Source organism: Myroides sp. C6-3, assembly GCF_050522425.1.
Classification (GTDB): domain Bacteria; phylum Bacteroidota; class Bacteroidia; order Flavobacteriales; family Flavobacteriaceae; genus Flavobacterium.
On sequence record NZ_JBMVQP010000001.1, the window covers coordinates 55,470 to 70,305 of the forward strand.

The window sequence follows — 14,836 nt, forward strand, 5'->3', positions numbered from 1 at the left end:
TTAATTTTCTTTTTGATTAATTTCCTTGTCTTTGTTCTCTTCTTTTTTGTCCTCTTTTTTCAACTCGTCGTCAAATAACATGCGAACAGAAGGCGTATAAGCGTCGTCAAACTGACCACTTTTCACTGACTTAATAAAAATGTATAGGAAGATCCCAGCCACGAAAACACTGATACTAATTAAGAAATAAATAACACTCATACCTTATTATTATTAAAACAAAGTTAACAATATACATTACCTAAAAATATGATAAATATCACCAAAAACCTAATAATTAGTTTTTTTATTTTATCTTTTTTCCATAATAATTTGTCAATACAGTAACAAAACTAATAATAGTAAACGTACTGATTGGCATCAAGATAGCAGCCAATAAAGGCGACATCATATTCATAATTGACACCGTAATTCCAATTACATTATACGTCAAAGCAAGCACATAGCTGAACTTAATAACTTTAACAGATTGTTTGGAGAAATCCAAAAAGCTGAGAAGTTGATCAAAAACACTTGCATCAAGGATAGCATCACTTGCAGGTGTGAATACATTGACGTTTTCAGAAACAGAAACTCCCACATTACTCTGTGCTAAAGCTCCTGCATCATTTAATCCGTCTCCAATCATCATAACATTTCCCCCTTGTTCTTGCAATCGCTTGACGTAATCTAATTTCTCTTCGGGTTTTTGATTAAACGCTAAGCGCGTATCTTGGGGCAATAAACGTTGCAGGTACTCCTTTTCTCCTTCATTATCTCCTGAGAGGATACTGAGTTTATAATTGTGCTTGCGCAAGTTTGTAAAAAGTGTTGCTAAGCCGGGACGGTAGTGATTCTCAAAAATAAACTTCCCACAATACTGTCCTGCTATAGCAATATGCACAGCCGTTTCATTTAGGCGTTCTGTCTGATCAATCCCAACTAATACTGCTGAACCAATGCGATACTCCTTGCCGTCAATTTCTCCTACAATTCCCTTTCCTGCAATTTCCTCAAACTGGGTAGGTTTACTCACCACCTTCGCTTGTAAGAAAGCATATAACTTTCGACTCAATGGATGATTTGATGCTCGAACTAGATTCTTAATATCGCTTTGTTGATCTTTGCTGAGTTCTGCTCCTTCGTATTGGATTGTAGCTTGTGCATTGGTCGTAATAGTACCTGTTTTATCAAAAACAAGCGTATCTACTTTCGCCATTTGCTCAACAACCGTTACATTTTTAAGAAAGAATTTTTTCCGACCTAAAATTCGAATTGCATTTCCAAGTGTGAATGGTGCCGTTAAAGCTAAAGCACACGGACAAGCAACAATCAAAATCGCAGTTACAACATTAAAAGCGCTGTTTAAATCAACAAAGGCCCAACCCGTAAATGCCAAAACAGAAATAGTCAACAAAGTCGGAGTAAAGTAATGACTAACGGTATCTGTGATCGTTTTATATTTTAAATCTACGCGCTTTTGAAACACTTCATTACTCCACAATTGGGTCAGATAACTTTGAGACACCTTATTGATGGCTTCTACTTCTACTGCATCTCCCATCTGTTTTCCTCCAGCAAATAATTTATCCCCTGACTTCTTTTCAACAGGTATTGCCTCGCCTGTTACAAAACTATAATCGATAAAAGCGCGCTCAGACAATAAGATAGCATCAACGGGTAGTAATTCTTGGTTGCGAATCAACAAGCGATCTCCTTGCTCAACCTCATAAACCTGAATAGGTTCCTCTCCCCCTTCTTTTTTCAACTTGGTAATTGCAATTGGGAAATACGATTTATAATCGCGTTCAAAAGACAAGAAATTATAGGTGCGTTGTTGAAACAGTTTCCCCAACAACATAAAGAACACCAACATGGTCATACTGTCAAAGAAACCAGGTCCTAGATCAAAAACAATATCCACTGTACTGCGGATAAACATCACAATAATCCCCAATGACATCGGAATATCAATGGTGTAATTTTTTGTTTTGATTCCCGTCCAAGCTGCCTTGTGATAGGGTGAAGCCGAATAAAAGAAAACAGGTAAAGACAGAACGAGAATCAGCCAACGAAAGAAACTCTTATACTGTTCCATCCACACATCATCAATATTGAAGTATTCCGGAAAAGACAACATCATGACATTTCCATAACAGAAAAAGGCTACCCCGATTTTGTAAATCAAACTGCGGTCTATGCTGTTGGGTTTTTCTTCGTAATTCTTTAAGCTGATGTAAGGTTCATACCCAATACGACACAACAAAAGGACAATTTCCTTTAAATTAATCTTCTCCTTATTAAAGGTAATTGTTGCCTTTTTTTCCGGAAAATTGACTAATACACGATAAACACCCGTGTTTAGTTTGTGGAGGTTTTCCAAGATCCAAATACAAGAACTACAGTGAATATGCGGAATATACAACGAAACTATAGCCGTAGTTCCCTCGTTAAATTCCAACAATTTCTCTACGATATCCGAATTGGTCAAAAAATCGTATTTGCCTTGAATATCTTCAGGTGTAGCACCTGGTGTAGCTTCAAGATCATAGTAACAGGTCAAATCGTTTTCATTGAAAATTTCGTAGACAGTTTTACAACCGTTACAACAAAACATTTTTTCATCGTAGTCTATACGATTAAATGCAGTAACACTGTTACCACAATGAAAACACGCTTTCTTATCCATAAAATTTGCTCATTTACCTTGTACAAAGGTCTTAGTTAATTCTCCTAAAATTTATGACATTTATCAGTAAATAGCACTATCTTTGTCGAGGTATTTCACCATTTGCATTAAATATAGTATATTCAGGTATGGGAAGATGTGAGCAATGTATGATTAGAGAATTTAGTTCTTTAAAAGCTTTAACTAGAGAGGAGTTACTAGCTATTTCAGAAACAAAAACCCACTTTATCATTCGAAAAGGAGAAAATATATTTTCAGAAGGAGAGAGTTTAAATGGTGTTTATTGCATCAAGGAAGGTTTTTGCAAATTGACTAAACTAAACTCAAACGGAAAAGACTCTATTGTCAAATTGGCAAAACGAGGCGATTTGCTGGGGCAACGTTCTATTATTAACGAAGAAACGTCCAACCTTTCGGCAACTGCCTTAGAAGATATGCAAGTGTGTTTCATTCCCAAAAAAGAAATGCTCGATTACTTCACAGACAACAATAAGTTTTCTTTACTCATCACACGCGATATTTGTACGCACTTAAAAGATGCCGATCAAGATCTAGCCAATCAAACCCATAAAACGGTAAAAGAACGATTAGCTATTGTCTTGCTCAAGTTGGAAGAACTTGGAGGGTCTGCTACTGATACGCAAGCATTAAACATTAAATTATCGCGAGAAGACCTAGCTAATATGGTTGGTACAGCTACTGAAAGTTGCATTCGTCTACTTTCTGAAATGAAAAAAGAGGGCATTATCCAACTCAAAGGCAAAGACATTATTCTAGTAGACAAGCGCGAACTTCGCGCATTGGCTGAATAAATGTAAACTGTTGTTTTAATTTAATTAAAATCCGTTATATTTTTATGCAAATGATGCAAAATAACTTATTTTCGCATTATGAAGCAGACAACAATAGATACCTTAAAACAACTAATTAGTTTACCAGCAAAGAGCTTTTCTATCATCCCTCATCGCAATCCTGATGGTGATGCTATTGGTTCTTGTCTTGGATTATTTCACGTCTTAAAACAACTAGGCCACAAAGTTGAAATTATCTCACCCAACGAATACCCAAACTTCCTGGCTTGGATGCCTGGAACTTCTGCTATTAAAATTTACGATTATAATAAAACTGCAGGGCAACATATCTTAAAAAACAGCGACTGTATTTTTACGTTAGATTTTAATATTCTATCGCGTACTGGAGATGAAATGGGCGATTTCTTAGCAACGCTACCTAACGATTTTGTTATGATTGACCATCATCAAATGCCTGGTGATTACGCTAAACTAACTTTTTCTGATACTGCCTTTGGTTCTACTTGTGAACTCTTGTACACCTTGTTAGAACAAATGGATTTAACGCATCTAGTTAATCAAGAAGCTGCGACTTGCATTTACACGGGAATTGTCACAGATTCAGGTTCTTTTAGATTTCCAAAAACAACAGCTAAAACACATCAAGTTGTTGCTGCCTTAATCGATAAAGGTATCGACAACCCTTCGATCCACCACGCTTTATTTGACAATAGTTCATTTAATCGCCTACAACTTATGGGAAGAGCTTTGCAAAATTTACATTTAATTCCCGAAACGCAATCGTCTTATTTGTTTTTAAGTGAACAGGACTTACAGGAATTCAAACACCAAAAAGGAGATACAGAAGGGCTCGTAAATTATGGTTTATCGATTGTAGGCATTGATTTAACAGCCTTTTTCATTGAACGTCAAGAAGAAGGTATCATTAAAATATCTTTCCGTTCGTCAGGTAATCTCGATGTCAACCTATTGGCTCGTACTTATTTCGAAGGCGGTGGGCATATTAACGCTGCAGGAGGAAAATCGACGCTATCCCTCGAAGATACCATTATGCGTTATACCGAAATAGTAAACAATCACAAACACGATTTCTATGTTTAATCCACGTTTAACTCTTGCTTTGTTTTCACTTGTCCTTGTGTTGGCTAGTTGTCAACAAAAAGAAGAGGCTCGAAAACCTATTTCTCAGTCAAAATCAATAGAAACTAGACTTTCTATTGATCGCAATGTTGAATTGAGAGAAAGTGAAGAAGATATTTTCAAAAAATACATGGAGAAGGAAGTAGATCGCGATTACATTCATTCAAATACTGGTTTTTGGTTCACCTATTTAGAGCGTCAAGTTAAAGATTCAATCCGCCCTCAAAAAGGCGATTTGGTTCGTTACACTTACGAGATACAGGCTGTAAATGACAGCATTATTTACGATCAAAAAGCAATTGGTTCTCTTACATACAAAGTAGACGAAGAAGACATTCTACCGGTATTGAGAAACAGTATAAAAATCTTAAAAACCAACGAGCGAATCAAAGTTTTAACACCTTCGAGTTTGGCTTATAGCTATTTGGGAGATCAAAAATCAATTGCTAAAAACCAACCTTTAGTATTCATCGTTTCTTTGGAATCAATCATAAAATCTAATTAATAAAAATGAAAAAAATGACGAGTTTAATTTTAAGTTTAGTCGCTTTGGTGTCAGCTTGTACTACACAGAAGTCAGATTTACCTGATGGATTGTATGCAGACATTAAAACAAACAAAGGCAATATTATCGTTGAATTAGCTTATGAAAAAGCGCCAATAACCGTGGCGAACTTCGTGAGTTTAGCAGAGGGAAAAAACCCTTTTGTCGATGAGCAATACAAAGGAAAACAATACTACGATGGAATTAAATTTCACCGCGTAGAGAAGGATTTCGTTGTTCAAGCGGGCGATCCAACAGGTACTGGTGCTGGTGGACCTGGTTATGTTTTTCAAGACGAGTTCTCTCCAGAATTAACGCATGACAAGCCAGGAACATTATCTATGGCAAATGGCGGACCATTCACTAACGGAAGTCAGTTCTTCATCACCCATAAACCCACTCCTTTCTTAGATAATAGACACTCCGTTTTTGGTTATACAATAAAGGGCATGGATGTGGTAAATAGCATTCAAAAAGACGATGTGATCGAGAGTGTAAAAATCATTCGCCAAGGGAAAAATGCGAAGAAATTTGATGCTGTAAAAGTATTCAAAACGTATTTTGAAGAAGCTGCAAAAGCTAAAAAAGAGAAAGAAGAGAACATGAATAAAATTCAAGAATCTTATGCGACTAAATTCACAGATTTAAAAAGCAAAGCGAAAGTATTAGATTCGGGATTAGCCTATGTAATCACAGAACAAGGACAAGGAAAAAAACCAGTAATCAGCCAAGAAGTATATGTTGACTACGCGGGATTCTTTGAAAATGGAATGTTGTTTGATTCGAGTATTGAATCAATTTTAAAGTCTTTTGATGCTTTTGATCAACGCAGAGCTGACATGAAAGGCTACAGCCCGATTCCGTTCAAATTTGGTGCTAAAACAGGATTAATTCCAGGATTTATAGAAGGAATTGAACAAATGAACTTCGGAGATACTGCTGTAATCTTTATTCCTGCTCATTTAGCTTATGGAGAACGCGGCGCTGGTCCTATTCCTCCAAATACAGATCTAGTTTTCGAACTAAGATTATACGAGAAATCAACAAGAGAATAATATAAAATCCCCTTAGATCTAAGGGGATTTTATTAGCTTTTTCATAAAGGGCTATACCCATAAAAAAACACCCTAAAAGGGTGTTTTTTTATTTTATTTGTTGATTTTTCAAATAGTTCACAGCATTTCGTCCTTCATTAAATAACAAGTCTACAATACTGAGGTTGTTTAAAAATCCATTCTTATCGTCGAACACTTGAACATAAGTTTCAAATTGATTTTCGTCTTTTTTCCCATTAGCTAGGGATCTAAGGTCCACTATTCCTTCAGGAACTTCTTTGAGGTACTCCTCTGTTTGACTGCCTTTCCACGTTACACCTAAACACTCCGTTATGATTTCGTGAATTTCTAAATTCAAGTCTAACATATACTTGTGGTGCTTCTCAAAAACGGGGCGGATATCGTCTTCAAAATACTCAAAATAAGGAGAAGTTCGATAAGCCGCTTCTAAGCTTTTAAAATGCTGTTTCTGCCATCCAAAAGCATATTCAATTTCAACATCTTTAAACTTCTGATGGCAACCTTCTTTGCTGTGTTTGATGGGAATATTCAACAGCTGAATGCCATTGGCACTGTGAATATACATTCTATTTCTATTGGTTTGTTTTTGAAAATTATCCTCTACTTCAAAAACAATCTCCTCTGCTTGCGCCATCGCTACATAGTGACTTATAGAAGGAAAATAAGTCGGATGTAGTAAAATTGTATTGGTCATTACTAAAACTTAGAATTCTTTTTATCTCTTCTTCTCTTGTATAAACTATAACTACCCCAACCGACTAAGATCACTGCGAAATAAGGGAAATAAGACACTTGTTCTCCATTTCCATTAACAGTAATAAACATGCGATCCCAACGGATTTTATCCAAAGCTTTAGACCAAGGAATAGCTTGATCCAAACTCATCCAAACAAATACAGGCTTTCCAACAATGTGATCTTCTGGAACAAATCCCCACATTCTACTATCTTCCGAATTATCGCGGTTATCTCCCATCATGAAGTAATAGTTTTGTTTGAAGGTATATTGGTTGGTCGCTTGTCCATTGATGTAGATCTGTCCGTCTTTTACATCTAGGTCATTCCCTTCATATACACGTATAGCGCGTTTATACATGGGTAGATTATCTTCCGTCAACGTGATTGTTTCTCCTTTTGCAGGAATATGAATAGGACCTAAGTTCGATTCTGTCCAAGTGGGCTGATTGTGTGGAAAAATATAACCACTTGGTGTTTTCATCCCAAGAAGCTGTTCCGCTCCCGGACTTTTATGGATTCCTTTTACTCCACTAAACGTCTTTAAATATTCAACATCCTCATTCGTTAATGATCGAAAATAAATCCCATAATGTGGACGATCAAGATAGGTCACAAAATCAGTAATTTTTCGATCGTTGATGATTTTTCTCAAATCCAAGGTTCCATCCGTTTCAACCAAATAGCTGTACTGAACTTTGGCTCTATCGTTGAGTTGTAATTCTTTATCATTAATAAAAACTACACCGTCTTTTACCGTTAAGTTCTCACCTGGTAGACCTACTGCGCGTTTGACGTAATTGGTCTTTTTGTCGATCGGTTTGATCACACCTGGCCGTCTTACCGGATCATTAAACTTATAGATTGTATCAACGGGCCAATTGAACACCACAATATCGTTGTGTTGTACTTTTTGGAAGCCAGGTAATCTAAAATAGGGTAAATGTGGTTTAGTCAAATAGGATTTACTCGATGTAAAAGGAATAGTATCGTGTACCATTGGAAGAGCCACCGTTGTCATAGGTGTTCTCGCTCCATAGTGGAATTTGCTCACAAACAAAAAATCACCAACTAATAGTGTTTTTTCTAAAGAAGAGGTTGGAATTGTATAGGGTTGAATTGCATACGTGTGAATGACTGTCGCTACAACAACTGCAAATAGAATAGAACTAACAAATTCTCCCGATTCCGTTTCCGGTTTAAGGGATCTATTTTCGCGATAATGTACATTTCCGGTATAATTTACATAAGCAACATACAGTCCTAGCGTAACTACACCTAAAATAGTATCTACTGTTGATTTTTTTCCAAAACTTCTCAATATTTCCACCCAAACTACAGGAAACATAATAAGGTTCACAATTGGAATAAACAAGAGAATTACCCACCACCAAGGGCGATTGATAATCTTCATCAATACTACTCCATTATATACAGGAACCGCAGCTTCCCAAGCTTTTCTACCTGCTTTCACATATAGTTTCCACGTTCCTATAAAGTGAACTATTTGAATCAGTAAGAAAAAAATAAACCATTGTGTTAGTGTCATACTTCTTTATTTTTTAGAACCCCAATTTACTTAATTTTTCATATTAAGCACATCTTTCATTGAGAAAATACCTTTTTTATCTTTTATCCATTCAGCTGCAATAACCGCTCCAAAGGCAAATCCCTCTCGACTATGTGCTGTGTGTTTAATCTCAATTTGATCAATTGAGGAGTCGTATCTCACCGTATGTGTACCAGGTACTTTATCTTCTCGTACGGCATCGATATGAATTTGTTCCGCTGTTGGTAGAGCATCTAAGGTCCAACCAGTATATGCAGAGTTCGCAATAATTCCCTCGGCTAGTGTAATAGCCGTTCCACTTGGAGCATCTAATTTTTCTGTGTGATGCACTTCTTGCATCCCAACGGTATATTGTTCCAAATTACGCATCAATTTGGCGAGATAATCGTTCAATTCAAAGAAGATATTTACACCTAAGCTAAAATTTGAACCATACAAAAAAGCCTGTTCTTTTTCCTTGCAGAAGGCAACTACTTCTTCATATTGATTCAACCATCCCGTTGTACCACTTACGACAGCTACGCCAGCACTTAATGCTAGTTTTATATTTTCTACAGCTACCGAAGGCACACTAAAGTCAATGGCCACGTCAGCAGTTGCTAAATTTCCTCTTTCTTGATTTCTCTGTTTGGTATAGACTACTGTATGTCCTCTTTCAATGGCTATACGCTCAATGATTTGACCCATTTTGCCATAACCTAGCAATGCAATATTCATAAGTTTTGTGTGATTTAAAAGCGATATTGTACGTTAATCGCATATTGAACCTGTTGCTGTTGTATCAAGTTTTTTTGATCAAACTCAATAACGGGTTGAATAGTTAAGTTTTCATTGACATTGAATTGCATTAAATGCGCATCCACATTGGCATCTACTATACTCAACACATAAAATCCAACAGCGATTACAACCGATAAATCTCTATTTTTTCGGTAGAAATTTTGTCCATCTAACAAACGTTGTTCGTCTAATCCCGCAAGCGTTGGATCTGTTTGATCTATTTTGCCCTGTAATCGATTCTTATACTCATTGCGATAGCGATCGTAATTGCGTTGATTATCTGCCCAAAAGTATACAGGAATTCCTATTCCGGCATAAACCAAAGGAACTTTCCAATATTTTTTGTTGTAAATCTGTCCTAATCCGGGTACAATTGAAGTATAGAATGCGGCACGAGAGGGTGCTACAGGATCAAGAGGTTTGTATGCCACCTCTTTTTTTCGTTTTTCGTTTTTACTTTCTTTCTCTAGTATTTCTTCTTCTTGTGCAAAACTAGCTACTTGAAAAAGCACACTGAAAATCATTATCAATAATAATTTACTTCTCACTATTTGTCTAAAAGTTTGATAATACGCTCTAAATCTTCTTCTGAGTAAAAGGGAATTGTAATTTTTCCTTTTCCGTTGTGGTTTGCTTTAATATCAACCTTAGCACCAAAAAACTTGCCAAATGATTGTCTGTATGTTTCTGGAACAGCAGGTTGAGCCTTTGGCTGAGCTTTGGTAGGCACCTCTTTTTTATCTCCTTCTTGATAGTTCTTTACTAGCGTTTCCGTTTCGCGAACTGATAAGTTTTCGACAATGATTTTATGGTATATATCCGTTTGTACGTCTAAATCGTCAATCGTGATAATAGCTCTTCCATGCCCCATTGTGATGAAGCCATCTCGAATTCCCGTTTGAATGATAGGATCTAACCTCAACAGTCGCAGATAATTTGCAATCGTAGATCGTTTTTTACCTACGCGATCACTGACTTGCTCTTGGGTTAAACTAATTTCCTCCATCAAACGCTGATAGGACATTGCAATTTCGATCGGGTCTAAATCGTGACGTTGAATGTTCTCCACCAATGCCATAACAAGCGAATCATTGTCGTTTGCGATGCGAATATAAGCAGGAATCGTCGATAAACCAGCAATTTTAGAAGCTCTTAACCTTCTTTCCCCCGAAATTAACTGATACTTATTAAAGTCAATCTTACGAACGGTAATCGGTTGAATCACGCCAAGTTCACGAATACTACTCGCTAGTTCTTGTAAAGATTCTTCATTAAAATTTGTACGAGGCTGAAAAGGATTTATTTCAATTGCTTCTAAATCCAATTCAATGATATTCCCCACAACTTTGTCTGCATTGGTATCGTCAATCGATTTAATATCGTTCTCTGGATCCTTTAACAACGCCGACAATCCTCTTCCTAAAGCTTGTTTTTTTATTGCTTTTGCCATAGTTTATCTTTCCTCTCCTATTTTTAGTGATTCTTTTTTACTATTTCCTCCGCTAAATTAATATAATTTGTAGCACCTTTACTCGTTGCATCGTAATTTATGATACTTTCACCAAAACTAGGTGCTTCACTCAATTTCACATTGCGCTGAATAATGGTGTCAAAAACCATGTCATTAAAGTGTTTTTGTACCTCTTCCACCACTTGGTTAGACAGGCGTAAACGCGAATCGTACATCGTTAGTAACAATCCTTCAATATCCAATTTTGGATTGTGAATGCGCTGTACACTCTTAATCGTGTTCAACAGTTTTCCTAATCCTTCCAAAGCGAAGTATTCACATTGAATCGGGATGATGACAGAATCTGCAGCCGTTAGGGCATTTAAAGTTAGTAATCCCAAAGAAGGAGCGCAATCAATGATGATATAATCATACTGATTTTTAATAGATTGCAACGCTTCTTTCAGCATGTATTCTCTATTTTTCTTATCGACCAATTCAATTTCAATTGCAACAAGGTCGATATGCGCAGGAATCAAATATACATTGGGGGCTGTACAAGATACAACAGCATCGGCAGGAGTACAACTGTGCTCTAGTACTTCATATGTACCAATTTCAACAGCTTCAACATCCACACCTAAACCTGAAGTAGCATTAGCTTGCGGGTCGGCATCGATTAACAACACCTTTTTTTCTAGCGCTCCTAATGAAGCAGCTAAATTCACAGAAGTGGTCGTTTTACCTACTCCACCCTTCTGATTGGCAACAGCTATAATTTTCCCCATTTTTTTATATCAAATAGTTTTTGAGTGGTAAAAATACAATTATTTATCTGTATATAAAATCTATTTTATTAACATTCTCAATCGATAACTTTTCCTTAAAAAAAGGGTAATCTCTTATTATACAAAAGAATACCCTTTACTAATCTTGTCTTATTTCTTGCGAATATTGGCTTCTAACATATCCCACATCGCTTCGGGAACTTGATCTAACATATTAAATTCTCCTGCCCCTTGTAGCCATTCACCTCCATCTATGGTGATAACTTCACCATTGATATAGCTCGAAAAATCGGAAATCAAGTAGGCAGCTAAATTGGCTAACTCCTGATGCTCACCGACTCTGCGCAACGGAATCTTCTTGGTTAGGTCAAATTTTTCTTTTAAATCACCCGGGAGCAAGCGATCCCACGCTCCTTTTGTAGGGAAAGGCCCAGGGGCAATTGCGTTAAAGCGCATGCCATACTTCGCCCATTCGACTGCCAAACTTCGCGTCATGGCTAACACCCCCGCTTTAGCAACAGCGGAAGGAACAACATAAGCCGAACCTGTCCAAGCGTAAGTTGTTGTAATATTCAACACAACCGTATTGCGTTGTTTTTGTTCTATCCAGTGTTTTCCCAAAACTAACGTACAGTTTTTCGTTCCTTTTAAAACAATATCTACAATGGTATCAAAGGCATTAGACGATAAACGCTCCGTCGGTGAAATAAAATTACCCGCTGCATTGTTGAGCAAGACATCTACTTTTCCCCATTTATCCAATACAGCTTGCAACAGCTGTTCCACTTGCTCGTAATGTCTCACATCACAACTTACAGGAAAGCACTCCCCACCTGTTTGTTCTTCTAGTTCTTTTGCCGTTTGTTGTAGCTTATCTAGATCGCGAGAAGTGATAACGACCTTAGCTCCAATTTCCATGAAGTAGGCAGACATGGAACGCCCCAAGCCACTTCCTCCACCCGTAACGATAACTACTTTATCTTTTAATGCCGTTGACGGCAACATTTTTTCGGTATAACTCATGGTGATTTTTCTTTTTGATAATCCTTAAAGATACAAAAAAGGAAGTTGATTTTCTTTTCTCTCGGTTTAAAAACTTTATTTTTAAGAGGGTGAGGTGGTAAGAGGGTGAGAAATTCTCATCCTTCACCATCTCCCATAAAAAAAGACATCTCTCGGGATGTCTTTTTTATGGTACAATCTTTATTTCTTCGCTTGATCAATTTTTTCTTGAATCATCATCCAATCGTAATAATGAAATACTTTGCCGTTACTCATCATCACCAACATACCCTGTGGAAACCTCGGATCAAGATTACGGGATGTAATTTCCAATCCATCGCATTCAATAGCCGACACAGGAATCGTCGTAAGTAATTGATGTTCATGCGGATTATTTGCTTCTCCTTCTCTTGGGTAAATCAAAATGGAATTATCTTGTTGGTTGGACACTACCACATATCCTGTTGTTGCATCCTTTTTGTAAATCGCTAGCCCTTCGTGATCGCGTTTGGCATCTGTTTGTGCAAAAAAGGCAAGTTCTTGATTTCCCTTTACTGGATCTGCATAATACTTGCGTACTCCTGCTCCTTCATCGGAATAATACACATAGCCCAATCCTTGATCTACGACAATGGCTTCAATTTCTTTCTTTCCACTATACGCTCCGAACTTGCGGACCAACTGTAGCGCTACCTTTCCATCCGTTTGAGTTTGATAGGTATATTGCCACAAATAATCCTGCGTAGGTCCGTTTTTACGCCCTACAATTGCGTAGAAAATCTTAGTATCTTCCTCTTCTTTTTCATATAAGGCGATTCCCATCGGTTCATTATACTCTTCTTGTGTTTCTCCTTCAAATACCTTCAGTCCACCTCCATCAATAGGCACTAATTCAGGTAGCTTAAAAATGCGAATTGCATTGGCGTTGCGTTCGGTTACAACCGCTACGTCTACGAGCTCTTCACCATAAGGAAAATCATACGCAATATCCACGTTATTTGGACGTGCCAGATCGACAAATTGACGAACAATTTTCCCTTGTAAATCATAAGCATACAATCCTCCTCCATTTTCTTTATCTGTTCCAATAACCAAGCTTTTGGTTTGATCATCTTTATTGATCCAAATGGCAGGATCATCGGTATCAAAAACCACTTGTTCTGTTACAACCACAGGCTGAATAGCATCAGGGGATACTGGAGCTAATTTATCTTTACAGCTGGTTAGCACAGCTAAAATCAGTAAGATATATAGGAATCTCTCTTTCATTATTTTTCCTTTTGAATGGTATGGGTATAGATTACTTCTGCGCTTTCTTTATTTGCTTTTACTACTTGAACTTTTAGCACGTCCTCTGTGATTGTAAACGTCATAAACCCTGGTTCTGCAGCTGCAAAAAGGGTGTGTTCCATCGTTCCAGAAGGGCGCACTTCACTCGCTGCTCCTGACAAGAACTGTGTTGTATAACGATGCTTGGGCTTAATAATTTGTAAATCGTGCTCATGTCCACAGATATAAGCATCTACGCGATGACGATCAAAGAAATCGGCAAATTGCTGTTCAAACCCTTGTGTATCCTTATTTGTTTTTCGCTTACCTCCGCTATACATAGGATGATGCCCAACGACAATTTTCCATTGCACATCCTCTGCTGCTTGACTGAGCGTTTCTTCAAGCCATTGCATTTGCTTTGCGGTGTCTTGTTCCTTCAAATCTCCATATTTGGAACTCTCGTGGTACTTGTCAATAAATGGATTCGTATCCATGACCACCAACAGCATTTTTTTTCCATTCTCTAAGGTAAACGTTTTACTGTAATAGCGATCAGGCATATTCCAACGTCTACTCACTTGTGTATAATCTACTTGCGCTTGTACATTTCCTAAATAATCGTGATTCCCTAAGGCTACATACCAATCTGCATAGAGTGCAGGATTGGTGTACACTTGTTCAAAAGAAGAAATCCAATGATAATCTTGGGTACTTGCAACGCCATTGGGGTAGAAATTATCTCCTACCGAAACGACAAATTCTCCGTCAAGCACCACCATGGCGTTCCCTAGTTCTCGAGCAACGTCTTTTTGATAGTAGTCTCCCACACGTCCAAAATCACCCAAAACCAAGAAACTAAAACTGTCTTCTTGCTGATTTAAACTTGGTATATTTTGTCCTGTATACCCCGTACTTTTCTCGTATTCAAACGGTGTTTGCGCTTGTACTACTCCTGTAAAACTTAGTAATAACAAGCTATATAGTATTTTTTTCATCTGTT

The 14,836-nt window shown here is 37.3% G+C and carries 15 protein-coding genes; 4 read left to right on the plus strand and 11 right to left on the minus strand.

Annotation, left to right across the window (positions count from 1 at the left end; all coding sequences use genetic code 11):
- Nucleotides 1–201, minus strand: coding sequence for a cbb3-type cytochrome oxidase assembly protein CcoS (ccoS, locus tag ACPDG9_RS00290; RefSeq protein WP_430525867.1), 201 nt, complete (start codon nucleotides 199–201; stop codon nucleotides 1–3).
- Nucleotides 202–286: 85 nt separating this feature from the next.
- Entirely contained in the window at nucleotides 287–2,668 is a 2,382-nt protein-coding gene (locus tag ACPDG9_RS00295) for a heavy metal translocating P-type ATPase (RefSeq protein WP_430525868.1), read from the minus strand.
- A 128-nt stretch (nucleotides 2,669–2,796) separates the two neighbouring features.
- Between ACPDG9_RS00295 and ACPDG9_RS00300 the strand changes: the two genes are divergently transcribed.
- The 4 genes from ACPDG9_RS00300 to ACPDG9_RS00315 all read left to right on the plus strand — a co-directional run bounded on the left by ACPDG9_RS00300 (nucleotide 2,797) and on the right by ACPDG9_RS00315 (nucleotide 6,219).
- Complete coding sequence (locus ACPDG9_RS00300) at nucleotides 2,797–3,480, plus strand: Crp/Fnr family transcriptional regulator (protein ID WP_430525869.1); 684 nt, start codon at nucleotides 2,797–2,799, stop codon at nucleotides 3,478–3,480.
- Between the two features lie 78 nt (nucleotides 3,481–3,558).
- Nucleotides 3,559–4,581, plus strand: coding sequence for a DHH family phosphoesterase (locus tag ACPDG9_RS00305; RefSeq protein WP_430525870.1), 1,023 nt, complete (start codon nucleotides 3,559–3,561; stop codon nucleotides 4,579–4,581).
- On the plus strand, nucleotides 4,574–5,125 hold the full coding sequence (gene gldI / locus ACPDG9_RS00310) for a gliding motility-associated peptidyl-prolyl isomerase GldI (RefSeq protein ID WP_430525871.1): 552 nt from the start codon (nucleotides 4,574–4,576) through the stop codon (nucleotides 5,123–5,125). The genes ACPDG9_RS00305 and gldI overlap by 8 nt, the downstream gene beginning before the upstream one ends.
- A 5-nt stretch (nucleotides 5,126–5,130) precedes the next feature.
- Nucleotides 5,131–6,219 (plus strand): peptidylprolyl isomerase, encoded by a 1,089-nt coding sequence (locus tag ACPDG9_RS00315; protein ID WP_430525872.1) that lies wholly within the window; start codon nucleotides 5,131–5,133, stop codon nucleotides 6,217–6,219.
- Between the two features lie 88 nt (nucleotides 6,220–6,307).
- Here ACPDG9_RS00315 and ACPDG9_RS00320 read toward each other — a convergent pair whose 3' ends face one another.
- The 9 genes from ACPDG9_RS00320 to ACPDG9_RS00360 form a co-directional block, all read right to left on the minus strand.
- A complete protein-coding gene (locus ACPDG9_RS00320) occupies nucleotides 6,308–6,934 on the minus strand; it encodes a WbqC family protein (RefSeq protein WP_430525873.1) in 627 nt (208 codons plus the stop codon).
- A 2-nt stretch (nucleotides 6,935–6,936) separates the two neighbouring features.
- Nucleotides 6,937–8,523 carry a signal peptidase I gene (gene lepB, locus ACPDG9_RS00325; RefSeq protein ID WP_430525874.1) on the minus strand — a complete coding sequence of 529 codons (1,587 nt, stop codon included), beginning with the start codon at nucleotides 8,521–8,523 and terminating at the stop codon, nucleotides 6,937–6,939.
- Nucleotides 8,524–8,553: 30 nt separating this feature from the next.
- Entirely contained in the window at nucleotides 8,554–9,261 is a 708-nt protein-coding gene (gene dapB, locus ACPDG9_RS00330; RefSeq protein ID WP_430525875.1) for a 4-hydroxy-tetrahydrodipicolinate reductase, read from the minus strand.
- Between the two features lie 14 nt (nucleotides 9,262–9,275).
- Nucleotides 9,276–9,848 carry a DUF5683 domain-containing protein gene (locus ACPDG9_RS00335; RefSeq protein WP_430525876.1) on the minus strand — a complete coding sequence of 191 codons (573 nt, stop codon included), beginning with the start codon at nucleotides 9,846–9,848 and terminating at the stop codon, nucleotides 9,276–9,278.
- A 23-nt stretch (nucleotides 9,849–9,871) separates the two neighbouring features.
- Nucleotides 9,872–10,774 carry a ParB/RepB/Spo0J family partition protein gene (locus tag ACPDG9_RS00340; RefSeq protein WP_430525877.1) on the minus strand — a complete coding sequence of 301 codons (903 nt, stop codon included), beginning with the start codon at nucleotides 10,772–10,774 and terminating at the stop codon, nucleotides 9,872–9,874.
- A 23-nt stretch (nucleotides 10,775–10,797) separates the two neighbouring features.
- The gene (locus ACPDG9_RS00345) at nucleotides 10,798–11,562 is read right to left on the minus strand and encodes a ParA family protein (protein ID WP_430525878.1); all 765 of its coding nucleotides are present in this window, start codon (nucleotides 11,560–11,562) and stop codon (nucleotides 10,798–10,800) included.
- Nucleotides 11,563–11,712: 150 nt separating this feature from the next.
- A complete protein-coding gene (locus ACPDG9_RS00350) occupies nucleotides 11,713–12,585 on the minus strand; it encodes an SDR family oxidoreductase (protein ID WP_430525879.1) in 873 nt (290 codons plus the stop codon).
- Between the two features lie 180 nt (nucleotides 12,586–12,765).
- Nucleotides 12,766–13,833, minus strand: a complete 1,068-nt coding sequence (locus tag ACPDG9_RS00355) for a phytase (RefSeq protein ID WP_430525880.1) — start codon at nucleotides 13,831–13,833, stop codon at nucleotides 12,766–12,768.
- Nucleotides 13,833–14,831, minus strand: coding sequence for a metallophosphoesterase (locus tag ACPDG9_RS00360; protein WP_430525881.1), 999 nt, complete (start codon nucleotides 14,829–14,831; stop codon nucleotides 13,833–13,835). The genes ACPDG9_RS00355 and ACPDG9_RS00360 overlap by 1 nt, the downstream gene beginning before the upstream one ends.
- Between the last annotated feature and the right edge of the window lie 5 nt (nucleotides 14,832–14,836).